The organism is Achromobacter sp. FW305-C-13 (assembly GCF_058783475.1).
Genome location: NZ_JBYSYN010000004.1, coordinates 170012 through 194133, shown reverse-complemented (window position 1 = coordinate 194133; position 24122 = coordinate 170012). Strand labels below are relative to the sequence as shown.

24 protein-coding genes are annotated in these 24122 nt (G+C 67.0%); 18 read left to right on the top strand and 6 right to left on the bottom strand.

Features of this window, described 5'->3' with window-relative positions:
* Window positions 1-49: 49 nt before the first annotated feature.
* From AC3WMU_RS24535 to AC3WMU_RS24525, 3 genes are read left to right on the top strand one after another with little or no spacing between them, the layout of a single operon-like run.
* Window positions 50-1690 carry an AMP-binding protein gene (locus tag AC3WMU_RS24535; protein ID WP_006226612.1) on the top strand — a complete coding sequence of 547 codons (1641 nt, stop codon included), beginning with the start codon at window positions 50-52 and terminating at the stop codon, window positions 1688-1690.
* 21 nt (window positions 1691-1711) lie between these two features.
* On the top strand, window positions 1712-2137 hold the full coding sequence (locus AC3WMU_RS24530) for an acyl-CoA thioesterase (protein WP_006226613.1): 426 nt from the start codon (window positions 1712-1714) through the stop codon (window positions 2135-2137).
* A 50-nt stretch (window positions 2138-2187) separates the two neighbouring features.
* Entirely contained in the window at window positions 2188-2595 is a 408-nt protein-coding gene (locus AC3WMU_RS24525) for a RidA family protein (RefSeq protein ID WP_006226614.1), read from the top strand.
* A 526-nt stretch (window positions 2596-3121) separates the two neighbouring features.
* Here AC3WMU_RS24525 and AC3WMU_RS24520 read toward each other — a convergent pair.
* Window positions 3122-4102, bottom strand: a complete 981-nt coding sequence (locus AC3WMU_RS24520) for an AraC family transcriptional regulator (RefSeq protein ID WP_492283086.1) — start codon at window positions 4100-4102, stop codon at window positions 3122-3124.
* A 229-nt stretch (window positions 4103-4331) separates the two neighbouring features.
* Between AC3WMU_RS24520 and AC3WMU_RS24515 the strand changes: the two genes are divergently transcribed.
* From AC3WMU_RS24515 to AC3WMU_RS24490, 6 genes are read left to right on the top strand one after another with little or no spacing between them, the layout of a single operon-like run.
* Entirely contained in the window at window positions 4332-5510 is a 1179-nt protein-coding gene (locus AC3WMU_RS24515) for an ABC transporter substrate-binding protein (RefSeq protein WP_035213881.1), read from the top strand.
* Window positions 5511-5557: 47 nt separating this feature from the next.
* Complete coding sequence (locus AC3WMU_RS24510) at window positions 5558-6802, top strand: dienelactone hydrolase family protein (RefSeq protein WP_006226618.1); 1245 nt, start codon at window positions 5558-5560, stop codon at window positions 6800-6802.
* Window positions 6803-6811: 9 nt separating this feature from the next.
* Entirely contained in the window at window positions 6812-8155 is a 1344-nt protein-coding gene (locus tag AC3WMU_RS24505) for an aromatic ring-hydroxylating dioxygenase subunit alpha (RefSeq protein ID WP_088590257.1), read from the top strand.
* Entirely contained in the window at window positions 8146-8679 is a 534-nt protein-coding gene (locus tag AC3WMU_RS24500) for an aromatic-ring-hydroxylating dioxygenase subunit beta (protein ID WP_006226620.1), read from the top strand. Before AC3WMU_RS24505 ends, AC3WMU_RS24500 begins: the two co-directional genes overlap by 10 nt.
* Window positions 8679-9287, top strand: coding sequence for a cysteine hydrolase family protein (locus tag AC3WMU_RS24495; RefSeq protein WP_006226621.1), 609 nt, complete (start codon window positions 8679-8681; stop codon window positions 9285-9287). The genes AC3WMU_RS24500 and AC3WMU_RS24495 overlap by 1 nt, the downstream gene beginning before the upstream one ends.
* A 13-nt stretch (window positions 9288-9300) precedes the next feature.
* On the top strand, window positions 9301-10107 hold the full coding sequence (locus AC3WMU_RS24490; RefSeq protein WP_492283085.1) for an SDR family oxidoreductase: 807 nt from the start codon (window positions 9301-9303) through the stop codon (window positions 10105-10107).
* Between the two features lie 70 nt (window positions 10108-10177).
* Here AC3WMU_RS24490 and AC3WMU_RS24485 read toward each other — a convergent pair whose 3' ends face one another.
* Entirely contained in the window at window positions 10178-11929 is a 1752-nt protein-coding gene (locus AC3WMU_RS24485) for a flagellar assembly protein A (RefSeq protein ID WP_492283084.1), read from the bottom strand.
* A 240-nt stretch (window positions 11930-12169) separates the two neighbouring features.
* Here AC3WMU_RS24485 and AC3WMU_RS24480 point away from each other — a divergent pair, with 240 nt between their 5' ends.
* Window positions 12170-12922, top strand: a complete 753-nt coding sequence (locus AC3WMU_RS24480) for a lytic transglycosylase domain-containing protein (protein ID WP_052017922.1) — start codon at window positions 12170-12172, stop codon at window positions 12920-12922.
* A gap of 57 nt (window positions 12923-12979) precedes the next feature.
* Here the strand turns inward: AC3WMU_RS24480 and hemL are convergent, their stop codons facing one another.
* From hemL to AC3WMU_RS24465, 3 genes are read right to left on the bottom strand one after another with little or no spacing between them, the layout of a single operon-like run.
* A complete protein-coding gene (hemL, locus tag AC3WMU_RS24475; protein ID WP_492283083.1) occupies window positions 12980-14257 on the bottom strand; it encodes a glutamate-1-semialdehyde 2,1-aminomutase in 1278 nt (425 codons plus the stop codon).
* A gap of 5 nt (window positions 14258-14262) precedes the next feature.
* Window positions 14263-14928 (bottom strand): thiamine phosphate synthase, encoded by a 666-nt coding sequence (gene thiE, locus AC3WMU_RS24470; protein WP_492283082.1) that lies wholly within the window; start codon window positions 14926-14928, stop codon window positions 14263-14265.
* Window positions 14925-15734, bottom strand: coding sequence for a hydroxymethylpyrimidine/phosphomethylpyrimidine kinase (locus tag AC3WMU_RS24465; protein ID WP_085946971.1), 810 nt, complete (start codon window positions 15732-15734; stop codon window positions 14925-14927). The genes thiE and AC3WMU_RS24465 overlap by 4 nt, the downstream gene beginning before the upstream one ends.
* A gap of 156 nt (window positions 15735-15890) precedes the next feature.
* Between AC3WMU_RS24465 and AC3WMU_RS24460 the strand changes: the two genes are divergently transcribed.
* The 6 genes from AC3WMU_RS24460 to AC3WMU_RS24435 all read left to right on the top strand — a co-directional run bounded on the left by AC3WMU_RS24460 (window position 15891) and on the right by AC3WMU_RS24435 (window position 20182).
* Window positions 15891-16055, top strand: a complete 165-nt coding sequence (locus tag AC3WMU_RS24460) for a rubredoxin (RefSeq protein WP_003814980.1) — start codon at window positions 15891-15893, stop codon at window positions 16053-16055.
* A gap of 153 nt (window positions 16056-16208) precedes the next feature.
* Window positions 16209-16796: a YqgE/AlgH family protein gene (locus AC3WMU_RS24455; protein ID WP_006226628.1), complete on the top strand. Its 588-nt coding sequence runs from the start codon at window positions 16209-16211 to the stop codon at window positions 16794-16796.
* Entirely contained in the window at window positions 16789-17190 is a 402-nt protein-coding gene (gene ruvX / locus AC3WMU_RS24450) for a Holliday junction resolvase RuvX (RefSeq protein WP_006226629.1), read from the top strand. The genes AC3WMU_RS24455 and ruvX overlap by 8 nt, the downstream gene beginning before the upstream one ends.
* A 21-nt stretch (window positions 17191-17211) precedes the next feature.
* Entirely contained in the window at window positions 17212-18135 is a 924-nt protein-coding gene (locus AC3WMU_RS24445; RefSeq protein ID WP_280030008.1) for an aspartate carbamoyltransferase, read from the top strand.
* Complete coding sequence (locus AC3WMU_RS24440) at window positions 18132-19442, top strand: dihydroorotase (RefSeq protein ID WP_492283081.1); 1311 nt, start codon at window positions 18132-18134, stop codon at window positions 19440-19442. Before AC3WMU_RS24445 ends, AC3WMU_RS24440 begins: the two co-directional genes overlap by 4 nt.
* Window positions 19439-20182, top strand: coding sequence for a lysophospholipid acyltransferase family protein (locus AC3WMU_RS24435; RefSeq protein ID WP_006226632.1), 744 nt, complete (start codon window positions 19439-19441; stop codon window positions 20180-20182). The genes AC3WMU_RS24440 and AC3WMU_RS24435 overlap by 4 nt, the downstream gene beginning before the upstream one ends.
* A gap of 937 nt (window positions 20183-21119) precedes the next feature.
* Here the strand turns inward: AC3WMU_RS24435 and AC3WMU_RS24430 are convergent.
* Window positions 21120-22013 (bottom strand): LysR family transcriptional regulator, encoded by an 894-nt coding sequence (locus AC3WMU_RS24430; protein WP_006226633.1) that lies wholly within the window; start codon window positions 22011-22013, stop codon window positions 21120-21122.
* 213 nt (window positions 22014-22226) lie between these two features.
* Here AC3WMU_RS24430 and AC3WMU_RS24425 point away from each other — a divergent pair, with 213 nt between their 5' ends.
* Window positions 22227-22901 (top strand): RraA family protein, encoded by a 675-nt coding sequence (locus tag AC3WMU_RS24425; RefSeq protein ID WP_006226634.1) that lies wholly within the window; start codon window positions 22227-22229, stop codon window positions 22899-22901.
* A complete protein-coding gene (locus AC3WMU_RS24420) occupies window positions 22898-24115 on the top strand; it encodes an aminotransferase class I/II-fold pyridoxal phosphate-dependent enzyme (RefSeq protein WP_280030005.1) in 1218 nt (405 codons plus the stop codon). Before AC3WMU_RS24425 ends, AC3WMU_RS24420 begins: the two co-directional genes overlap by 4 nt.
* Window positions 24116-24122: the final 7 nt, after the last annotated feature.

Genomic DNA, 24122 nt, shown 5'->3' with positions numbered 1-24122 from the left:
TCCGCAACGCCAACCACACCGCACCGCATCGCATAGCAAGGGGAATCTTATGGAAGCATCCGCCCACATCGACACTTTCGCCCGGGACAACCTGCCCCCGGGCGACCAATGGCCAGAATTCCTGCTGGACGGCCCCGACGTGGCCTATCCGAAGCGGTTCAATTGCGCCGTCGAACTTGTGGACGCCATGGTCGACCGCGGCTTCGGCGAGCGCGTCGCGCTGCGCTGGCGCCAGGACGGCAAGCCGGCCACCATGACCTACCGCGAACTGGCCGCGCTGACCAACCGCATCGCGCGCGTGCTGACCGAGGACATGAAGCTGGTCGCCGGCAACCGCCTGCTTTTGCGCGGACCGAACAACCCGATGATGGCCGCGTCCTGGCTGGCCGCGATCAAGGCGGGCCTGGTGACGGTGCCGACGATGCCGTTGCTGCGCGCCAAGGAACTCAAGCAGATCATCGAGAAGGCCCAGATCCAGGCCGTCCTGTGCGACGCCCGCCTGAAGGACGAAGCGCAGTTCTGCGCCCAGCCGGATCACGAACACCATTGCCCCGGTCTGTCGCAGGTCATGTATTTCAACGACACGGCGCCGGATGCGCTGGACGCGTTGGCGGCCGCCAAGCCGGACGATTTCGCTGCCTGCGACACGGCGTCCGATGACGTGTGCCTGATCGCCTTCACCAGCGGCACCACGGGTTCGCCCAAGGGCTGCATGCACTTCCACCGCGACGTGCTGGCGATGTGCGACCTCTTTCCCAAGCACGTCATCAAGCCGGGCCCGGACGACATTTTCTGCGGTACGCCGCCGCTGGCCTTCACGTTCGGCCTGGGCGGTCTGCTGTGCTTCCCGCTGCGCGTGGGCGCCAGCACCGTGCTGGCCGAAAAGCTGACGCCGGAAAGCCTGCTGGAACTGATCCAGGACTTCCGCGCCACCATCGTCTTCACGGCGCCCACGTTCTACCGCCAGATGGCGGCACTGGTCGGCAAGTTCGACCTGTCGTCACTGAAGAAGAGCGTGTCGGCCGGGGAAGCCCTGCCGGACGCTACCCGCCAGCTGTGGAAGCAGGCCAGCGGCATCGAGATGATCGACGGTATCGGCGGCACGGAAATGATCCACGTGTTCGTGTCCAGCCCGCCGGAATCGGTCAAGCGCGGCGCCATCGGCAAGGTGGTGCCGGGTTATGTGGCGCAAGTGGTGGACGACGACATGAATCCGGTGCCCAACGGCACGGTGGGCCGCCTGGCGGTCAAGGGCCCGACGGGCTGCCGTTACCTGGCCGACGAGCGCCAGCGCCGCTTCGTGCAAAGCGGCTGGAACCTGCCGGGCGACACCTTCATGCAGGACGACGAAGGCTATCTGTTCTACCAGGCGCGCAATGACGACATGATCGTGTCGGCGGGCTACAACATCGCCGGTCCGGAAGTCGAGGACGCGCTGCTGCGCCACGAGGCCGTGGCGGAATGCGGCGTGGTGGGCGCGCCGTGCGACGAGCGCGGCCAGCTGGTCAAGGCGTTCGTGGTGCTCAAGCCGGGCTACGCGCCCAGCGACGAACTCGTGGCGGCGATGCAGACCTTCGTGAAGGCCAGCATCGCGCCGTACAAATACCCGCGCGCGATCGAATTCGTGGCGGCTCTGCCCCGTACCGAAACGGGCAAGCTGCAACGTTTCGCGCTGCGCAAGATGGCTTGAACTGGCAACCGGGAAATCATCATGGCCGCTCCTTTCATCAGCCAGGTAGAAGTCCGCTTCCGTCATTGCGACCCCGCGGGCATTGTCTTCTACCCGCGCTATTTCGAGATGATCAACGACTTTGTCGAAGAATGGTTCGACAAGGGCATGGGGCTGCCGTTCCACGCGCTGCATGTCGAGCGCCACATCGGCACGCCAATGGCGTCGGTGACGTGCGATTTCAGCGCGCCCAGCCGTTGGCACGAGCGCCTGCGCCAGACGCTGGAAGTGCAGCGTATCGGCGGGGCGTCGTTCAAGGCGCTGGTGCGTTTCGAGGGGCCTGACGGCCAGTTGCGCTTGTCGGCGACGCTGACGATCGTGACGGTGGATTTGCGGACGATGAAGTCCATGCCGCTGCCTGCGGACTTGCGGGAACGCATGCAGGCTTATCTGGCTGCCGCGGCGTAAGCGGCGGGGCCACCCTGTAGTTTGTTTTTTTAAAAATAGGATGAGACGTTATGAAGATTCTGCAACCGCCGGATTGGATGGCGCCCCGGGGCTATTCGAATGGCGTGCTTACCGAAATGACGGTGGGCAGCAAGCTCGTGTTCGTGGGCGGGCAGGTGGGGTGGAATGGCCAGCAGCAGTTCGAATCGGATGACCTGGCGGACCAGGTCCGCCAGACGCTGTCGAACATTGTCGCCATCCTGGCCGAAGGCGGTGCGAAGCCCGAGCACATTGTCCGGATGACGTGGTACGTCACGGATAAGGATGCGTACGTGGCGGCGTATCCGGCGATCGGCAAGCACTACCGGGAATTCATCGGACGGCATTTTCCGGCGATGACGGCGGTGGAAGTGGCGGATCTGGTTGAGGATCGGGCTAAGGTGGAGATTGAGGTGACGGCTGTGGTGCCGGGGGCTTGATTGTTTTGCGAGGGGGATGGGGTGGGTTCTTTTGACGCCCGGCGCGGGGGTGGCCTGGGGTGACTCGGGTCAACGATTGCGGTCCGGAGCCTTCGCTCCGGACTTCCCCTTTGTCATCTTCGTTGTTGCCTACGGCAACTGCCTTCAGATTCCCTCGGGCTTATCGACTCCCCTCGCACCCCAGGCCACCCCCGCGCCGGGCTGCGTGATTGACAACCTGGCGTCCGCCGGGGCGGGCTGCGTGCTTAGGGCTCGCGCCAACGTCTGGGTTGGGTGGAATATCTTGCGGGGCCCGCTCCATGCCGGCCGCGCGGGCGGCCTCGTGGAGCGTACGCAGCGTCTTGCGTCGTGACGTTGTTGGTCCTTTCGGACTTGGTGCTGCCGATCCTCTACATATGACGCTGCTGGCCTTCTTCTGTGGCGCTGCTCGTCATCCGTAGGATGGGTGGAGCGCGCTCGGGTCGTCAATATTGAACCGTTGCCCAACGCGCGCAACCCATCATCTCCCCCCGCGAACCGACCCCCATCAACCGCGTCGCGTCTCCCTTGGCAGTTCGCCGAACCGTTCGCGGTAGTACTCCGAAAACCTTCCCAGATGTCCGAACCCGACACCCAGCGCGACCTCGGTCACGCTGGCGGTGGCGTTCGTCTTCAATTGTTGCCTTGCCGTGTCCAGCCGCAGGGCGCGTAGCGCGTTCATGGGGGTGGTGTCGCGGTGTTCCTGGAACAGGCGGGTGAGGGCGCTGGCGCTGGCGCCGGCGTGGCGGGCGATGTCGGTCAGGGTGAGGGGGGCGGACAGGTGGTCGCGCATGTAGGTCTCGGCCAGCGTCAGGCGGCGCGGGACGGCCGGGGTTTGGCCGGACTGGGTCTGCCAGGTGTTGGGCTGGTTGTAGAGCAGGTGCAGGATCAGGCTGTCTTCCATGTGTTCCAGCCACGCGGCGGGCGGGCGGGGGGCGCCGTCGTCCAGGGTGGGCAAGAGGTGAATCAGGCCCGTCATCATGCTGCGCCAGACGGCGCCGATGGGGTTGTCCAGGCGTAGCGCGGGGCTGAAGTCCAGCGGGCGGGTGGCGGCGTCGCCGAAGGCGCGTTGGCCGATGGCTTCCAGTTTGCCGCGGGGGATCTTCAGCAGCAGCTGTTCGCAGCCGGCTTCCCAGTGCAGCCGCAGCGGGCGGTTGGGGGCGATGACGGCGGCGCAATCGGGGTTGGCGTTGACGCGCTCGTCGCCGCATTCGATACAGGCGCGGCCGCGCAGCGGCACCTGCACCAGCATGAAATCCTGCAGGCGATCGGGTTCGATGTGGACTTCGGCGCCGTAGCGCAACGTACAGACCGTCAGCGAACCGAAGCGGCCCCGGTTCAGTTCGGCGTCCACGCGGCCGCCTTTCCACGTCAGGCGGTGTTCCTTCAGCGCTTCGGACACGCGCGTGCGCGTCTCGTCCTGGTGGGTGGAACTGAACACGCGCCGTTTGAGCAAGGGCGCAAGCGTGAGTCGGGACCAGCCGTGCATGGATGCCTCCGGGACGGGAACGCTCCCGTATCTGCGGCCAGAGTAATTTAATCGTCCCGGCTTGGGAATTAAGTGAATCCCGGATAAAACTGACCGTATTCGGATAGAGCGGCGCCGCCCGGCGGCATACGCTAGGTGGCGACGTGGATCGGCAGCATGCGTAAACCGACGGCAGACGGGTTCTGTCAGCTTTCCGCCAGCGCGGCTGGCGGTGCAAACGGGGTGGCTCATGAATCGAAATCTCTGGAGCCGGCGTGCGCTGGCGGCGCTGGTCTGTATGGCGGCCGCGGCGGGGGCCTCGGCGGCCGACAAGGTCAAGGTGGGCTTGCTGACGACGCTGTCCGGACCCGGTTCGGCGTTGGGCAACGAGATCCGCGACGGTTTCAATCTGGCGTTGCAGCATACCGGCGGCAAGCTGGGCGGCCTGCCGGCGGAAGTGGTGGTGGCCGACGACCAGCAGAAGGCGGACACGGGCCGCCAGGCGGTGGAACGGCTGCTCAAGCGCGATCGCGTGGACATCATGACGGGCATCGTGTTTTCGAACGTGCTGCTGCCGGTGATGCCGGCCATCCTGCAGTCGGGCACGATTTATCTCAGCACCAATACCGGCCCGGAAAACTACGCGGGCGCGGGCTGTAATCCGAATTTCTTCGCGGTGGCCTGGCAGAACGAGGACATCCCCGCGGCCATGGGCAAGTACGCCGCCGACCAGGGCTACAAGCGCGTGGCGCTGATTGCACCGGACTACCCCGGCGGCCGCGAATCGCTCAATGGCTTCAAGCGCCTGTACAAGGGCGGCCTGTCCGAAGAGATCTACACCCAGCTCGGCCAATTGGACTACGGGGTCGAGATCACGCGGCTGCGCGCCAGCAAGCCAGATGCGGTGTTCTTCTTCCTGCCCGGCGGCATGGGCGTGAATTTCATCAAGCAGTTCAACGGCGCGGGCCTGTCGAAGGACATCGCGCTGCTGGCCCCCGGCTTCTCGGGCGACGAGGACACGATCGCGGCGGTGGGTGCGCCCATCCAGGGCTTGCGCAACACGTCGCAGTGGGCGGCAGACCTGGATAACCCGGCCAACCGCAAGTTCGTCGAAGACTTCAAGAAGACCTACAACCGCAGCCCCACGCTGTACGCCTCGCAGGGCTATGACGCGGCCATGCTGCTGGACAGCGCCGTGCGCCAGACGGGCGGCAAGCTGGAAGCGGACGCCTTACGCCCGGCATTGCGGCGTGCGGACTTCAAGTCGGTGCGGGGCGACTTCACGTTCAACCGCAACCAGTATCCGGTCCAGAACTATTACCTGCGCGTCGTCGAGGCGGGCGCGGATGGCAAGCTGGCCAACAAGCTGTCGGGCACCGTGCTGACGCAGTACCAGGACCCGTTCGCCGCCTCGTGCCAGATGAAGTAAGGCGGCGTGCCTCACGCAATACGCATCACGCATTACAGGAGAACCGCATGACCCAGAACATGACGACGCGCGAGATCACGATTGCCTCGCACGATGGCAAGTCCTTTGGCGCCTACCTGGCCGTGCCGGCCGCGGGCCACGGCCCCGGCCTGGTGCTCTGCCAGGAGATCTTCGGCGTCAACGACTTCATGCGCCGTGCGGCGCAATTGCTGGCCGAAGAGGGCTACGTGGTGCTGGTGCCCGACCTGTTCTGGCGCCAGCAGCCCGGCATCCAGCTAACCGATGGCCCTGCCGACATGCCGCGTGCGTTCGAACTCTATCAGGGCTTCGACGTGGAGCTGGGCCTGAAAGACATCGCGTCCACGCTCGCCGCGCTTCGCGGTTTGCCCGAGCAGCAGGGCGGGGTGGGCGTGCTGGGCTACTGCCTGGGCGGCAAGCTGGCCTATCTGGCCGCGTGCCGCACCGATGTGGACGTGGCCGTGGGCTATTACGGCGTGGGCATCGAAAGCAGCCTGGAAGAGGCGGCCAACCTGCGCGGCCGCCTGGTGCTGCACATTGCCGAGCAGGATGGCTTCTGTCCGCCCGAGGCACGCCAGCGCATCCTCGCCGCGCTGGGCGGCAAGCCGGGCGTGGAACTCTACGTGTATCCGGGCATGGACCACGCGTTCGCGCGCACCGGCGGGGACCACTACGACAAGCCGTCGGCCCTGATGGCGCACCAGCGCAGCATGGCGGCCCTGCAGCGCGCCATCGGCCCGGAGTTCGATTATTCGGCCTTGTGGGACAAGCACTGCGAATATGAATTCGGCACGCGCGATGTGGCCGCCACCATGGCCACGATGGTGGCCGAACCCTACGTGAACCATATCCCGACGATGACGGGCGGCGTGGGCCACAAGGAGCTGTCGCGCTTCTACCAGCACCATTTCGTCAACAGCAACCCGCCGGATACCCGGCTGATCCCGCTGTCACGCACCGTCGGCGCGACCCAGATCGTGGACGAGCTGCTGTTCTGCTTCACGCATACCACCGAGATCGACTGGCTGCTGCCCGGTGTGGCGCCTACGGGCCGGCCGGTGGAGATCCCGCTGATCGCCATCGTGAAATTCCGGGGCGACAAGCTCTACCACGAGCACATCTACTGGGACCAGGCCAGCGTGCTGGTGCAGGTGGGCCTGCTGGACCCGAAGGGGCTGCCCGTGGCGGGCCGTGAAACCGCCGCCAAGCTGCTGGACGAGACCTTGCCGTCCAACACGCTGATGGCGCGTTGGAAAGACAGCGCGAACAAGTAGGAGGCCGACATGTCTTACTCGCAGGAACAACTGGCCGCGATGGTACGCGGCGACAGCGTGCACCGCGGCGTCTACACCGACCCCGCCATCTTCGATCTGGAGATGCAGCGGATCTACGGCCGCGCCTGGATCTACGTGGGCCACGAAAGCCAGGTGCCCAAGACGGGCGACTATCACACCACCCGTCTGGGCGACCAGGACGTGCTGATGGTGCGTGCCTCCGATGGCAACGTGCACGTGCTGTACAACCGCTGCCCGCACAAGGGCGCGAAGGTGGTGGCCGACGGCGAAGGCTGCGTGGGCAAGTTCTTCCGCTGCCCGTATCACGCCTGGACCTTCAAGCTGGACGGCAGCCATCTGGGCGTGCCGCTCAAGCAAGGCCTGGAGGGTACGGCCTACGACCCCACCGACCCCACGTTTTCGATGCGCCGGCTGGCGCGCGTGGAAAGCTACCGCGGCTTCGTGTTCGCCAGCCAGGCGAAGGAAGGCCCGGCACTGACGGACTTCCTGGGCGGCGTGCGCTCGTCCATCGACAATCTGTGCGACCGGTCCCCGGTGGGCGAAGTCGAAGTCGCGGGCGGCATCTTCCGGGTGATGCAGCGGTCGAACTGGAAGGTGTTCTACGAGAACCTGCACGACACCATGCATGCCCGCGTGACACATGAATCGTCCTATGCCGCGGCCCGCGACGAGGCCAAGGAGATAGGCGAAATGCCGCTCGAGCTGCACATCATGGACGGCAACGGCGAACCCTACGAGTTCTGGGAAAAGCTGGAACTGCGCGCCTACGACAACGGCCACGGCTATATGGAAGGCATCTTCAACCCGGGCGCCGCCGAGCGCGATCCGGTGTCGCGCGCGCACTTCGAGACGCTGACGGGCGCCTATGGCGAAGAACGCGCCCGCGAGATCCTGGGCATGAACCGCCACAACACGGTCATCTACGGCAGCGGCTCGCCCCATACCGTGTTCCAGCAATTCCGCGTGATCCGGCCGATCGCCGTGGACCGCACCTTGATCGAGATCCAGACGTTTCGCTGCAAGGGGGCGCCGGACGGTGTGTTCAAGCGCGCCATGCTGTACGCCAACGTCATCAACTCGCCGTCGTCCAATGTCATGCCGGACGATATCGAACTCTATAACCGCTGCCAGGAGGGCAACGCCACGCGCGGCGGTGAATGGGTCAGCATGCATCGCTACCACGGCAGCGACCGCAGCGACGCCGACGGCCTGGTGTCGGTCAACGGCACCAGCGAATTGCCCATGCGCAACCAGTTCCGCGCCTGGAAGACCTATATGGAAGCCGGCGCGGCGTCGACCGCGCCCGCCACGGGAGAAGGCGCATGCTGCTAGACCTGGATTTCGACGTCGGGACCACGGACTTGTCGCCGGCCGACGTGCCGGCGGATGCCTACCACCGCATCGCCCAGTTCCTCTATCGCGAAGCGCGGCTGCTGGACGAACGGCGCTACGACGACTGGCAGTCGCTGTGGACGCCGGACGGCATGTACTGGATGCCGCGGGTCCCGGGCCAGCAAAGCCCGTACGACCACATTTCGCTGTTCTGGGAAGACCGCATGCTGCGCGACGTGCGCATCCGGCGCCTGGAGCATCCCCGCAACTGGTCGCAGCAGCCGCCCACGCGCAGCGTGCGGCTGGTGGGCGGCGTCCAGGTCGAAGGCGTGGATGCGGGCGGCAACCTGGTGGTGCACTCCGCCTTCCAGATGACGGAATGGCGCAAGCGCCAGCCGCGCCAACTGGCCGGCCGCTACACCCATAAGCTGGCCGCCGAAGGCGACGGCTGGCGCATCCGCATGAAGCGCGTGGATCTCGTCAACTGCGACGACGCGCACGACGTGTTCGAGGTGTTCGTTTGATGACGACGGACACCGCGGTGCTGGCGCTGCACTACCAGAACGACGTGCTGCATCCCGAGGGCAAGATCCGCGTCGGGCTGGACGCTGACAGCGGGGCGCGCCAGCGCCTGCTGGACCGCGCCGCAGCCCTGCTCGACGGCGCGCGGACGCAGTCGCTGCCCATCGTGCACGTGCGCATCGCTTTCCGGCCCGATTACGCCGACCTGCTGCCCAACTGCGCGATCTTCCGCAACGTGGCGACGATCGGCGCGGTGCCCGAAGGGCAGTGGGGCAGCGCCTTCTACGACGGCCTGCAGCCGCTGGCCGGCAGCCCGCGCGAGTTCATCGTCAAGCACACCCGCATCAGCGCGTTCTATGGCACGCCGCTGGAAGAGACGCTGCGCGTGATCGGCGCGCGCCGGCTGGTGGTGGCCGGAGTTGCCACGCATTCCGTGGTGGAGGGCACCGTGCGCCATGCCGCCGACATCGGCTTTGACGTGATGGTGGCCGAAGACGCCTGCGCCTCGGCCGACGAAGCCGTGCATCAGGCTTCGCTTGCCAGCATGCGACTGATTGCGCAAACCGGCTCGGTGGCCGATGCTGTGCGCTGGGCCGCCGCGCCGCATTGATCAAGGACTATCCATGGATTTTTCAGGCTTTCCCGGCTTGGCCGGCAAAACCGCCATCGTCACCGGCAGCACGCAAGGCCTGGGTGCTGACATCGCGCGCGGTCTGACCGCGGCCGGCGTGAACGTGGTGCTGGTCGGGCGCAACGCCCAGGCGGGCCAGGCGCTCGCTCAGGAGCTGGACGGGCGCGCCCTGTTCTGCGAGACCGACATCGGACAAGACAGCCAGATCCAGCGCTGCATCGACGCCGCGCTGGCGCGCTTCGGCCGGCTGGACATCCTGGTCAACAACGCGTGCCAGTACGCGGACCGCGGGTTGGCGTCTTCGCGCGAGGAATGGCACAGCACCCTGGACACCAATCTGGTGTCGGCCGCGATCTTCACGCAGTTCGCGGCGCCGCATCTGCCGCGCGGCGGCGTGGTGGTGAATCTGGGCAGCACGGGCGGCAAGTTCGGCGCGGCCGGACGCGCGCTGTATCCGGCGTCCAAGGCGGCGCTGCTGCAGATCACCAAGAATTTCGCGGTGGAACTTGCGCCGGCCGGCGTGCGCGTGCTGGCGGTGTCGCCGGCCTGGACGTGGTCGCCGTCGGTGGAACAGTTGTCTGGCGGTTCGCGGGCAGCGGCCGATGCGGTGGGAGCGCACTTCCATCCGCTGGGCCGCGTGGGTTCGGGCAGCGAGATCGCCGCCGCCGTCTGCTTCGCGTGTTCGGATGCCGCGTCCTGGATGACGGGTGTGGATATCCCGGTGGACGGCGGGTTTTCCATCCTGGGGCCAGACCGCGGCATTTCACCGCGGGTCTGGTTCAAGGAACTGGCGCCCTGATCGGGGCAGAGGGGGGGCGCCTGTCCTGGTGCCTTGACCGGCGGCAGGGCGGGCGCTGTTGGCGTCTGCGTCAGCGAATGACGATCTCGCCTTCTTCCAGCCCGGCTTTGCCGCCGACCTGATCTTCCAGAAACTCCTGCATCTTGTTGCCCAACTGGATCTTCGTGCCGCTGCAAAAGCGCCGCGTCGCCGTGATGACGGCGGTGTGCAGGGGCAGCAGGTCGCGGACCAACTGCGCTTCTTCCGCGTCCAGCGCCAGCAGTTCGCCGCTGAGCTTGCCGTGGGTGTTGCGGGCGCGTTCCACGACGTCGCCCGGGGCGCGCTGAGGGTTGGCCTTCAGGAACATCAGCAGCTGTTCCAGCTTGGCCTTCTCTTCGTTCATCTTCAGGCGCTTGCGCGTCAGCGCCGACCGCTTGATATCCGCGTGGGGGTCAAGCCCGGCCTGCACCAGGGTGGGAATGCCCGACGGCGAGCCGATGGTGCCCGCGCGCACGGCATTCAAGGCGCGGGTCTGCCCGCCGGTGATGGCGCTTTGCTGCGTGTTCGGCGGGCCGACCAGCACGCTGCCGCCGGCGGCGATGCTGCTTTGCCGGATCTCGCGTTCGACTTCCACATCCTGCCCGGCGCTGATGATCGCGTTTTCAATGAACTTCGCTTTCAGCGCGCCGCCACAGACGATGTGGGCGGTGCGGGCGGTGGCTGCGGCGTCCTGCAGGGCCTCGGCCATGCCGATGATGCCGCCCTTGACGGTCACGCTGCCGCCGGCTTCCACCAGCGCGGCCTCGATGGTGCCGTTGACCACCACGTCGCCCGTCACGCGGACTTCCATGGTGGCGGCGATGTCACCCCGCACTTGCAGCGACCCTTCAAAGGTGATGTTGCCCGTGGACAGGTTGACGGCGTCGACCTCCACCATGGGATTGACCTGCACGCCCTGACTGATCAGCTTGGGCGTGCCGGCGATCGTGGCGCGCAGCAGCAGCGGATCTTCCGGGTCGACTTCCACGCCCGAGATGTCCTTGGAGAACGGCGTGTCGGGCATTTCGTCCGGCAGCACGGGTTCGCCCAGCACGTTGGTGCCGTCCACGCCGGGTAGCGGCGGAACGCGGCGCATCAGCGGCGTGCCGGGCGACACCAGCAACAGGCTGCCCAGGTCGCGGTAGTCCACCTGGGCCAGTTCGTCGATCTCCTGGGCGCGCGGCTTCAGGCGGTCCAGCAGGCTTTCAAAGCGGGTGGGCGTGCCGCGGGTCGGCGGCGTGCCCTGAGCAATCATGACGGTGGCGCTGCGGCCTTGCTCGACGACTTCGGCCATGGCCGCTTCCAGCACGCCATGCACGATGCCGCGGTCAGCCACTGCGTGGCGCAGCATGTCCAGCGTGACCGGCTGGCCGCCCTTGGGCGGGTGCAGGGTCAGCAGCGCGGCCATGCGGGTGGGGTCTAGTTCCAGTTCGAACGAGCCGTCCACCACCTGCCCGACCGGAAACTGCACGGGTTCGGCGGCGCTGCGGCACTGGTCGATGAAGGCCAGCACGGCGTGGTTGTCCAGCGCGTCGGCGGTCCAGCCTTGCGCCACGACGGCGGCGGTCAGCGCATCCCAGGTGGGCAGGTCAAGATTGATGTGGGGCGCCGTGTCGACGGCGACGTCCGTGTCGGCGTCCAGCTCCGGGGCGTCGTCACCGCCAGCGCTGCCCGATGCCTCAGCGGCGGGGGCGTCATCGTCGTCCGCCGGCGCCGCGTCGGGGCGTGGAGGCGGCGTATAGATGGCCGTCAGGACGTTGGTATTGGCATCCAGCACCAGCTGGAGCGTGTTTTCTGCGTCCATCTCAGCCTCTCCCGCCTGGCGCTCAATGGCTGCCAGGTTCATTCATTTGGTAAATAAACGAAATATTGCGACATATTCTATCGTACTCGTCCGACATATGCCGTAGTTTCGGCCCTGTTTTACATAGGGAAACCCACCGCCCGCGCGGGACTAGGGCGTAGGACCGAGCGACAAACCGGGATCGTCGCCGCAGCATAGGGGCTCGCCAACCCGTCTTCGGACGCTACCTTCGCCCCGACCATGCGCCGACATCCCTCATCCTTCCTACCTGCCTTGCGCGCCTTTGCCGCGCGGGCCGGGGGCATGGCGGCGGTGGCGGCCCTTGCGGCGGCCGTGCTGACGCTGGCGCCCGCCCGCCCCGCCGAGGCCAGCGAGATCTACCGTTACAAAGACCCGTATGGCGTCTGGCGCGCCATGAAAGTGCCCACGGGCTACGCCAAGTATTACAAGCGGGCGCAGGCACGCACGGTATGGCGTGGTAACGGCATCAAGGCCTGCCTGGACTGTCCGCCGCAGGCGGGCGACGGGGCGCGGCTGGCATCGCTTGCGCCCACTTCCCGCGCCCTGCGCTGGGGCGATGCCAAGCCGTCCACCGCCCACGACGGGCTGATCGCCCGCGCGGCGCAGGATTCCGGCGTGGATGGGGCGTTGCTGACTGCCGTCATTGCGATCGAATCGGGGTTCCGCAGCGATGCGCGCTCGCCCAAGGGGGCGCTGGGCCTGATGCAGCTGATGCCGGCGACGGCGGCGTCGGTGTTGTCCGTGGACGATATCGAGCGGGCGCTGGTGGATCCGGCAACGAACGTGCGGGCCGGGTCGCGCCATCTGCGCCGGCTGATCGACCAGTATCCCGGCCGATTGGACCTGGCGCTGGCCGCCTATAACGCGGGGGAAGGGGCGGTGCGCAAGTACGACGCCGTGCCGCCTTATGCGGAAACCCAAGCCTATGTCAGGGACGTGACGGCGCTCTACGAGCGCTACAAGGCGCCCTGAACCGGTACGCGCCAGCCGGGCGCCTTGTAAGGCATCCCAGGCCGGCACGCCCGCCGCTTACATCGCGGCGAAAACCTTTTCGGCGATGTCCAGGGTGGACTTGATCACGGCGTCGTCGTGCGTGGCCGAGACGAAGCCCGCTTCGAATGCGGACGGCGCGAAATGCACGCCGTGGTCCAGCATGGCGTGGAAGAAGCGGTTGAACGCCGCCGTGTCGCACTGCGAGACTTCCGCGAACGAGGTCGGCACGTGGTTGCTGAAATAGATGCCGAACATGCCGCCCACGGAGTCGGCCGAGAAGGCCAGGCCGGCGGCGCGGGCGCGCTCTTGCAGGCCCTGGGCCAGCTTGGCGGTCTGGGCCGACAGCTTGTCGTAGAAGCCGGGCGCGGCGATCAGGCGCAGCGTGGCCAGGCCCGCGGCAACGGCGACGGGGTTGCCCGACAGCGTGCCTGCCTGGTACACGCCGCCCAGCGGGGCGATGTGTTTCATGACTTCGGCGCTGCCGCCGAAGGCGCCCACCGGCATGCCGCCGCCGATCACCTTGGCCAGCGTGGTGATGTCCGGCTTCACGCCGGTCAGGCCCTGCACGCCCTGCGGGCCTACGCGGAAACCGGTCATCACTTCGTCGAAAATCAGCAGCGCGCCGTGCTGCGTGCAGACCTCGCGCAGGCCTTCCAGGAAACCCGCTGCCGGCTTGATCAGGTTCATGTTGCCGGCCACCGGCTCGACGATGATGCACGCGATGTCGGCGCCGTGCTGGGCGAAGGCCTGGCGCACGGCGTCCAGGTTGTTGTATTCCAGGGTCAGCGTGTGCGACACGAATTCCGGCGGCACGCCCGCCGAACTGGGGTTGCCGAAGGTCAAGAGACCCGAGCCGGCCTTGACCAGCAGGCTGTCCGAATGGCCGTGGTAGCAGCCTTCGAACTTCACGATCTTGGCGCGGCCCGTGGCGCCGCGCGCCAGGCGAATGGCCGTCATGGTGGCTTCGGTGCCTGAGCTGACCAGACGTACCTGCTCCAGCGAGGGCAGGCGCGCAATCAGCATTTCGGCCAGTTCGATCTCGGCTTCGGTCGGAGCGCCGAACGACAGGCCGTTGACGGCGGCTTCCTGCACCGCGCGCACCACTTCAGGGTGCGAGTGGCCCAGGATGGCCGGGCCCCAGGAGCCCACGTAATCGATGTACTGCTTGTCTTCCGCGTCCCACACGTACGGGCCTTGCGCGCGCTTGATGAAGCGCGGCGTGCCGCCCACGGAGCGGAATGCGCGCACGGGCGAGTTGACGCCGCCGGGGATGCTGCGGCAGGCGCGTTCGAAAAGCTGTTCGTTACGGGACATGGCGTTCAAGGCTTGCGGTTGAGGTTGGCGGAAAAGGGCGCGGAGCAGGCCGTTGCGGCGGCCCGGATGCTGGGCGCTTCGAAAAGCCCGGTGATGACGGCGATGGAGTCTGCGCCCGCCTGGGCCAGCAGCGGCGCGTTGTCGGCGGTGATGCCGCCGATGGCGACCACCGCGGGCCGGGGCGCGTCGCGCTCTTCGACCAGGCGGCGGGCTTCGGTCAGCACCGACAGCGGTGCGCGCACGGTGTCCGGCTTGACGGTGGAGGCGAACATCGCGCCGAAGGCGATGTAGTCGGCGCCGGCATCCAGCAGTTCGCGGGCGCGGACCAGGTCGTCGTAGCTGGAGCCGCCCAGGATCAGGTCGGGGCCGGCTTCGGCGCGGATGCGCGCCAGGCTTTCGTCTTCGCGGCCCACGTGCGCGCCGTCGGCGCCGACCTCCAGCGCCAGGCGCCAGTCGTCATTGATCAGGAACACCACGCCCAGTTCGCGGCACAGGGGCGCCAGTGCCCGCGCCTGTTCGGCGCGCACCGAGTCGGGCACGTTCTTGCGGCGCAATTGCAGCGAACGCATGCCGCCGTCGGCGGCCTTGCGCACGGCCTGCATCAGGCGTTCGGTATCGTCCCATTCAGGGGTGACGCCATACAGGCCGGCGGGAAAACGCAGCGGTTTCATTGCGGTTGGATCCGGTTGGGAATGCGCCGGCCCATGCCAGGCAGGAAGCTGGCGGCGACCGAGGCGTCGGCATGCGCCAGGCCCTGGCGCACGGCTTCGGGCATTTCCAGCCCGCGGGCCAGCATGGCGGTGATGGCGGTGGCGGCCAGGCCGCCGGCGTCGCCGTTGCGGTCCGGGGGCGTTTGCCACGGCCAGGTGTGGGTCTGGCCGCTGGGGCCCAGCAACACGTTGGCGTAATGGCCGGGCCGCTGCGGGCTGCCCAGCACCAGGACCCATTCGGCGCCGGCCGCCACCAGGGCGTGCATGGGCGTCGGTGCGTCCCCGATATCGATGTCGCCGTCGGCGTGCCACTGCGCCAGGCGCAGGTGTTCGATGACCAGCAGGTCGGTCTGCGGCAGCACCAGTTCCAGCGTGGCGGCCAACAGGTCGTCGGCATCGTCCTCGTCGGCGGCGTCCGCCGGCAAGGGGGCGCGCTGGCCCAGGTGCAGCACCAGCGGCACCTGGCTGTAGTCTGCGGCGACCTGGGCGGCAACGCTTGCCGTTTCAGCGGTGTATAGTCCGCCCACCTTGATGGCCTGCACGGACATGTCTTCCAGCAGGCAGCGGGCCTGGTCGTCCAGCAGGTCGGGCGAAACAGGATGGATTTCTTCGATGCCGGCAGTGTCCTGCACGGTCAGCGCGGTCACGGCCGCCAGGCCATGACAGCCCAGGCGGGCGCAGGTGACGGCATCCGCGGGCAAGCCGTCGGATCCCGAGGGATCGAGCGGGCCGAAGACCAAAACGAGAGGGGGAGTAACGGGGGCCACGTGGACAGCGCTTGAGTGAGGGTACCCGGACTCATTTTGAGGTGAATCAGGGGAACCCCTATTGGGTTTCGGTAAGATTGTCCCCATTCTAATGGAAGCCCCCCACCTTTGCCCCGCCACGGGGACCACGGTCGGGAATTGATGTAAGAGAGAACTATGCGTACTTGGATGTGTCTGATTTGTGGCTGGGTCTATGACGAAGAGGCCGGCCTGCCCGACGAAGGTATTGCTCCCGGCACCCGCTGGGAAGATGTGCCGCCGAACTGGGTCTGTCCTGAATGCGGCGCCCGCAAAGAGGACTTTGAATTGATGGAAATCTGAACCCGATCCGCTGACCTATTCCGCCAGGGCTCGTAAGATGGGGCAAGCCCCCATCCCTCGTAACCGCAGGACGGTCTGCCGCCAGGCAAGCAGGACCGCGCATGACGCGCGCCCCGTCCACGGTTCTTTCAGACTACCCATGAAGGGGTTGCCATGACGGAAAAACACCACGAAGCCGCCTCGACGCAGGCGGCCAACTTTGCCAACCAGTTCCTGATCGCCATGCCGGGCATGGTCGAGGGCAGCCTGGCCGGTTCTGTCATCTACGTATGCGAACACACCGAGCGCGGCGCGCTGGGCCTGGTCATCAACCGGCCCACCGACCTGACGCTGGGCACCCTGTTCGAGCGCATTGAACTGACGCTTGAGATCGGCCCGGTCAAGGACACGCTGGTTTTCTTTGGCGGCCCGGTGCAGACCGACCGCGGCTTTGTGCTGCACGCGCCTGCGGGCGACTACAGCTCCAGCATCAAGATGGGCGCGATGGCGCTGACGACCTCGCGCGACGTGCTGCAGGCCGTGGCCGACGGCAATGGGCCCGCCCGGATGCTGGTCACGCTGGGGTATGCCGGCTGGGGCGCAGGCCAGCTGGAAAGCGAAATGGGCCAGAACGCCTGGCTTAGCGTCGGCGCCGACGACCACATCATTTTCGACGTGCCTCCGGAAGACCGATACCCTGCCGCCTTGAAGCTGCTGGGCATCGATCCGGTCATGCTGGCGGGCGACGCGGGCCATGCCTGAAGAGACGCTGCTTGCCTTTGACTTCGGCGAAAAGAAGATCGGCATTGCTATCGGCAACACGCTGACGCGCCAGGCGCGTCCGCTGGAAATCATCTTCAGTGAAATCCGCGACGCGCGTTTCAACCGCATCGCGGCGCTGCTGCAGGAATGGCAGCCGCATCGCGTGGTCGTGGGGCTGGCGCTGGATGCCGATGGCGGAGAACAGCCCGCCACCGCGCGTTGCCGGCGCTTTGCCAACCAGCTGCATGGCCGCTTCGGCGTGGCCGTTGAACTGGTGGACGAACGCGGCTCCAGCATGGAGGCCCAGCGCCTGCTGGGTACGCATGCGGCCGATGACGCGATGGCCGCGGCTGTTATCCTGCAACGATACTTGGACACCCTGCCTGCGTCCTGAAGCACGCGGCCCGGCCTGCCTATGCTCAATCCGCAACTTGATCGCCGCGGCGAACTCATTCATCTGCTGACAACGGAAGGGTTGCCGCGACGCCACGTCGAGCGCCTGCTCGAGGCGGCCCGCACGTGGGCCGCGGGCGAGGCGCCGGCCGCCACGCCGCAGCCCGTATTCCTTTCCCTGCCCGACGACCCCGCCTGCCGCGACGCCTACGCCGACGCGGCCTCGCGCCTGTCCCTGCTGCCTGTCGTCCTGGATACGCAAGACGACGGCGCCGAGCCGGGCGATGCGCTGGCCCAGACCGTAACAGGCCTGGCGCCGGGCATCCTGGTGCTGCGCCATGCGGCCAGCGGCGCGGCGCATTGTGCGGCAGCCCGGGCGGCGCCGGGGCTGCATGTCGTCAATGCCGGCGACGGCCAGCATGCGGACCCGCTGCCGGCCTTGGCATTGCTCCAGGCAATGCAGGACATCAAGCAAGACCTGACGAACCTGGCCGTGACGCTGGTGGGCGACATCCGCCATTCGCCGGTGGCGCGTTCGGTCATCCACGCGATGACGACGCTGGGCGTGCCCGAAGTGCGCGCCGTCGCGCCGCGCACGCTCTTGCCGGACAGCCTGCCGCAATTGGGCGTGCGCGCCTGCGCCAGCCTGCACGAAGGCCTGCAGGGGGCCGACGTGGTCATCGTGCTGCCCCTGGGCGTCGAACGGATCAGCGGCGCGCTGCTGCCGTCCGCCCGGGAATACGCCCAGGCCTATGGCGTGACGCCCGCGGCGCTGGCCGCGGCCAACTCCGACGTGTTGCTGCTACCCGCCGGCGCATTGACGCCCGGCGTGGAAGTGGATGGCGACGTGGCGGCCAGCCTGCCGCCCATCGAGGCCCGATTGGCCGGCTTGCAGCAACATTTGCGCCTGGCCGCCTTGGGCGTGCTGGCCGGAGACGCGCCATGAGGCTGCACATCGCCAACGGCCGCCTGATCGATCCCGCCAACGGCGTGGACGGGCGGCACGATATTTACACGGCCGACGGCCACGTGGTGGCTGTGGGGGCGGCGCCGGACGGCTTCCAGGCCGACCGCGTGCTGGATGCCGACGGGCTGGCCGTGCTGCCGGGCCTGGTCGATTTGTCGGCCCGAATCTTGCAGCCCGCAGGGGCGGGCAGTATGGCCACGGGTTCCGCGTTTGCGCCCGCCGAGTTGCGCGCGGCGCTTGCCGGTGGCGTGACCCGCCTGGTGTTGCCGCCGGATGCCGATGCCGCGCTGGACGAACCGGGCAAGGTCGACGCGCTGATGCGTCAGGCCGACGCCGGCACGGTCCGTGTTCACCCGCTGGGCGCGATGACCGTGGGTCTTGCCGGCGAGACGCTGGCGGAAATGGGCCTGCTCTCCCTGGCGGGCTGTATCGCCTTCGCCCAGGGCGAGCACGGCATTGCCGATACGCGGGTGCTGTGGGGCGCCATGCGCTACGCCAGTGGCATGGACCGCACGTTGTGGCTGCGTCCGCAGGATCCCTGGCTGGCGCGCGGCACGGTCGCGGCCAGCGGCGCCTACGCCGAGCGCCTGGGGCTGGAAGGCCTGCCGCCGCAAGCGGAAACGGTGGCGCTGCAAACGATCTTCGAACTTCAGCGCGCTACCGGCGCCCGCGTGCACCTGACCCGGCTGTCCACGGCGGCGGGGCTGGAACTGCTGCGCGCGGCCAAGCGCGAAGGGCTGCCCGTCACCGCTGACGTGTCGGCCCACAACCTGCACCTGACCGACGTCGACATCGGCTTTTTCGATACGAATTTCCATCTGTCGCCGCCGCTGCGCGGCCAACGCGACCGCGATGCCATCCTCGCGGCGCTGGCCGAGGGGCTGGTCGACGCCTTGTGTTCGGATCACACTCCCGTCGACAGCCAAGCCAAGGCGGTGCCGTTCCCGGCCTCTGCGCCGGGCGCGACGGCGCTGGAACTGCTGCTGTCCCTGACGCTGAAGTGGGTGCGCGACCGTCGCTGCCCGCTGATCGACGCGTTGGCCCGCGTGACATCGGGCCCGGGCGCCGTGCTCGGCCGCATGACGCCGGACGCCGCGCGGGCAGGCCAATTGGGCGTGGGCGCGCCGGCGGACCTGTGCCTGGCCGACCTGGACGCCGAATGGCTGGTGATGCCGGCAGCGCTGCAAAGCCGCAGCGCCCATACCCCGTTCGCGGGTATGATGCTGCCCGGTCGGGTACGCGCCACCGTGGTCGGTGGCCGGCTGGCCTGGGAGACTTCAGTTTGAAGCTGCTGCGCTTTGTCCTACGGCTGGCACTGGTGCTGCCCTTGATTGTTTTCGGCCTGTTTTGCGTGGGAGCGGTCTACCCGTTTCTCCGGCCCCAATCCCGAGCCTGGTTGAACCGCACCTGGTCGCGGGCATTGATGGCGGCCTGTGGGCTGCGGGTCGTCTTCAAAGGCGAACCGCGCATGACGGGGCCCGTGCTGCTGGTGGCGAACCATGTTTCCTGGATCGACATCTTCGTCCTGAATTCCGCGCGCGCGACGTCTTTCGTGGCCAAGAGCGAAATCCGCAGTTGGCCGGTGATCGGCTGGCTGGTGGCGGGCGCAGGCACGCTGTTCATCGAACGCGGCCAACGCCACGCAGTGCATGCCATGGGGGAGTCGATGCAGGCCCGCTTCAAGCAGGGCGATGCGGTGGGACTGTTTCCCGAAGGCACGACGACCGAAGGCTTCGACCTGCTTCCTTTCCACGCCAGCCTGTTCGAACCGGCGCGTTCGGCGGCGGTGGAAATCCAACCCGTCGCGTTACGGTTTTTGCGTGACGGCAAACGGGACGGCTTCGCCGCGTTTGTCGGCGAAGAGAGCCTGGTGGCGAATCTCTGGCGGGTCATGGGGACGACGGGACTGTCAGTCGAGGTGGTGTTTTTGCCTGCGCTGTCGACGAGACATCCTGATGGGAGTTTGCCTACTCGCCTGGAGTTGTCGCATCAGGCGCGGGATGCGATTCTTGGGGTGCTTGCTTAGGTTTTTTTTGGCGGTTTGTTGTGCTTCGTAGGTCGCCCGTCGGCGCTGTCGCCATGACAGCGCGCGCCCACGATTGCGGTCCGGAGCGTTCGCTCCGGACTTCCCCTTTGTCATCTTCGTTGCGGCCTACGGCCGCTGCCTTCAGATTCCCTCGGGCGCATCAAGGTTGCGCGCCGTCATCGCGATAACGCCGACGCGCTACGTGCGTCTGGGCTTGGGGCGCTGTCAGGTTCTCGATTAATGACGAGTGCCGCGGGGCCCGCCGAATTGCAGCCGCGCGGGCAGCTGCAATTGGCATACGCATCGTGTGTCGTTGGTGCGATGACCGCTTGCGCGCAATCCATCATGGTGGCATGCATCGATGATGGGTTCCGTGCGGCAGACACCCGTGTGCTTGCGCCGACCCGAACGCACTTCACCCATCCTACGAAGGTGAACGACGCCGCCACCCACATCAATCGCCTGCGTAGGATGGGTGGAGCGCGGCAAATCCGTCCTAAGAACGGGAACGTCCATCGCGCGCAACCCATCATGGGTCATACAACGGCGATAGGTCACACGCTGAATGCAACCCGCATCCTCACGACGCAAGACGCTGCGTATGCTCCCAAAGGCCGCCCGCGCGGCCGGCCGGGAGCGGGCCCCGCAAGATCCTCCACCACTCAAAACTATTGGCGAGAACCCTAAGCACACCGTTCTCCCCAGCTGACGTGAAATTGCCGCTGGCAGAGCCCTTCGTGGCGGTCCCCCGGGGTGTGCGGGGCGTCGATAAGCCCGAGGGAATCTAAAGGCAGTTGCCGTAGGCAACAACGAAGATGACGAAGGGGAAGGCCGGAGCGAAGGCTCCGGACCGCAATCGTTGACCCGCACACCCCGGGGGACCGCCACGAAGGGCGTCTCAAGAACCCCCCACCCGTCAACCACGCAAACACCCCTCCTACTGCCACCCCCCAGAAAACTCACAACAACTCTCCGCCAGTTCCGCCACGCTTTCACAAAACGCGACGTCTGCGTCCCGCCGGAACATCGCGCTGTACACCGATTGCGGCGGCGCCGTGCTGGTTCTTGCAATCACCAACTGCCGCTTGCTCACCATGTCCGCGAAATAATCCCGCGGCAGGCAACTCACTCCGAAACCGGCCGCGGTCAGGCCTGCCATTGCGATCAGGCTGTTGATCGTGAAGATGTTGCTGGCTGGCGTATGCGGGCGCAGCCAGCCGTCGTAGATCATGTTCAAGCCGGACTCGCGGCTTTGGCGCAGCAAGGGCAGGCGCGCGATGTCGGCGGGCGTGTAGATGCGGCTGGCGTCGATCATGTCGGGGCTGCCCATCCAGGCGAACTCCAGGCGTTGCAGCGCCACCACCTGCAAGTTCGGTTCGGCGAATTCACCGTGCAGGAACGCCATGTCCAGCTGGCCGGCCTGCAGGCGTTTGAGCAGGTCGGCGCCCAGGTCGATGTGCGGCTCCAGCGTGATGCGCGGATAGTGGGCGCGCAGCAGGCGGATCAGGGCGGGCAGCCAGGTCATTGCCGTGATCTCGGTGATGCCGAAACGGAACGTGCCGGTCAGCGTGTGCTGGCCCTTCAAACGGACCAGCAGGCGGTCGCGGTGGCCCAGCATCTCTTCGGCCAGTGCATAGACCTCGTGGCCACGCGCGGTCAGTTCGGCGCGGTGGCCGGAGCGGTCGAAGAGGGCCACGTCGAAGTCCGCCTCCAGCTCCTGGATGCGCTTGGTGATGGCCGATTGCGTGGTGTGCAGCTTCTGTGCGGACGCCGAAAACGTGCCCAGCCGGACGGTCCAGTACAGGGCCTCGATTTGTTTGAAAGTCAGCATGCGGCGGGTCCGCCCAAGGTCAGGTTCATTCCGAAATTTCGCTAAGGGCTAACCCTTATATTCCTAAAAGCGATGCAGTTCGTGGAAATTTAATCCCTTTTTCCCAAACCGAAAAGCTCGCACCATGCGATCTGATTCATCTCCCGGCTGGCCGGGGCCTGGACAGGGTTCCGGGCTTGCGGCGGCTTTCGACTCAGGAATTTGCAGATCGTCATGGCCACTATCCTTACCGGCGCACGCCAATTGCCGGCTTCCCCCGTTGCTCCCGCCGCCATCCTTGAAGCGCTGGCCGGTATCGTCACGCCCCACCTCAGCGACAACCTCGCGCGCCGCGAAGGCATCTCGGGCCTGCGCCGCTACAACGGGCGCGGCAAGCTGGTGGGCACCGCGCTGACGGTCAAGACCCGTCCGGGCGACAACCTGATGATCTACAAGGCGATGATGCAGATCCAGCCCGGCCACGTGCTGGTGGTGGATGCGGGCGGCGACCTGTCCAACGCCGTGCTGGGCGAGATCATGAAGCGCTACCTGCAGATCCACGGCTGCGCCGGCGTCGTCGTTGATGGCGCCATCCGTGACGTGGCCGCGTTCGAAGCCGACAGCTTTCCCTGCTATGCGCGTGGCCATATCCACCGCGGTCCCTACAAGGACGGCCCGGGCGAAGTCAACGTGCCCGTGTCCATCGGCGGCCAGGTCATCCAGCCCGGCGACATCCTGGTGGGCGATGAAGACGGCCTGGTCAGCTTTCCCGCCAGCGACGCGGAAAGCCTGATCGCCGCGGCGCACGCGCATGCCGCCAAGGAAGAACGCATCATGGCCGAGATCGCGGGCGGTGACCGGACGCAAAGCTGGATGCAGGCCGCGTTTGCCGCCAAGGGGCTGGCATGAGCGCCGTAGCCCCCGAATTCCTGGCCGACCGCGCCCGGGCCATCAAGCCGTCGCCCAGCATGGCGGCCAAAACGCGCGTCGACCAGTTGCGCGCCCAGGGCCGCGACATCATCGACTTCACGGTGGGCGAACCCGACCTGCCCACGCCCGCCCACATCGTGCAGGCCGGCATCGACACGCTCAACAGCGGCGACATCCGCTACACGGCCTCCGCCGGCGCCAAGCCGCTGCTGGAAGCCGTGCGCGCCAAGTTCCAGCGCGAAAACGGCCTGGACTACGGGTTGGACGAACTGATCGTCGGCGTGGGCGCCAAGCAGTTGATCTTCACCGCGCTGGCCGCCACCGTGCAGGCCGGCGACGAAGTCATCATCCCCGCGCCGTACTGGGTGTCGTACCCGGACATGGTGCTGGTCAACGACGGCACCCCCGTCGTGGTGGCTTGCCCGGAGGCCGACGGCTTCAAGCTCACGCCGCAGGCGCTGGAAGCGGCCATCACGCCGCGCACGAAGTGGGTGCTGCTGAATACGCCCAGCAATCCCACCGGCGCGATGTACGGCGCAGACGAACTGCGCGCGCTGGGCGAGGTGCTGGCGCGCCATCCGCATGTCTGGCTGATGACCGACGAGATCTACGAGCATCTGGCTTACGGCCAGGCGCCCCACGCATCGCCCGCCGCCGTGGTGCCGGCGCTGGCTGCGCGCACGCTCACGATCAATGGCGTGTCCAAGGCCTATGCGATGACGGGCTGGCGCCTGGGCTATGCCGGCGGCCCCAAACCGTTGATCAAGGCCATGGCCACGCTGATCTCGCAAAGCACCAGCTGCGTCAGCGCCATCAGCCAGTCTGCTGCCCGCGTGGCGCTGACGGCCGACCAGCGTTGCGTGAGCGATGCCGCGGCCATCTTCCATCAGCGTCGCGACCGCATCGTCGCGTTGCTGAACGCCGTGCCGGGCATCCGTTGCCCGCAACCGCAGGGCGCGTTCTACGTCTATCCGTCGGTCGACGGCCTGCTGGGCAAGCGCACGCCGGCCGGCCGCTTGCTGGCCAATGACCTGGACGTGGTGATGTTCCTGCTGGACGAGGCGGGCGTCGCGGTGCTGGACGGCGCGGCCTATGGCCTGTCGCCCTATTTGCGGCTGAGCTTCGCCACGTCCATGGAAAACATCGAAGAAGGCTGCCGCCGCATCCATGAGGCGTGCGCGGCCTTGCGTTGACGCGCAG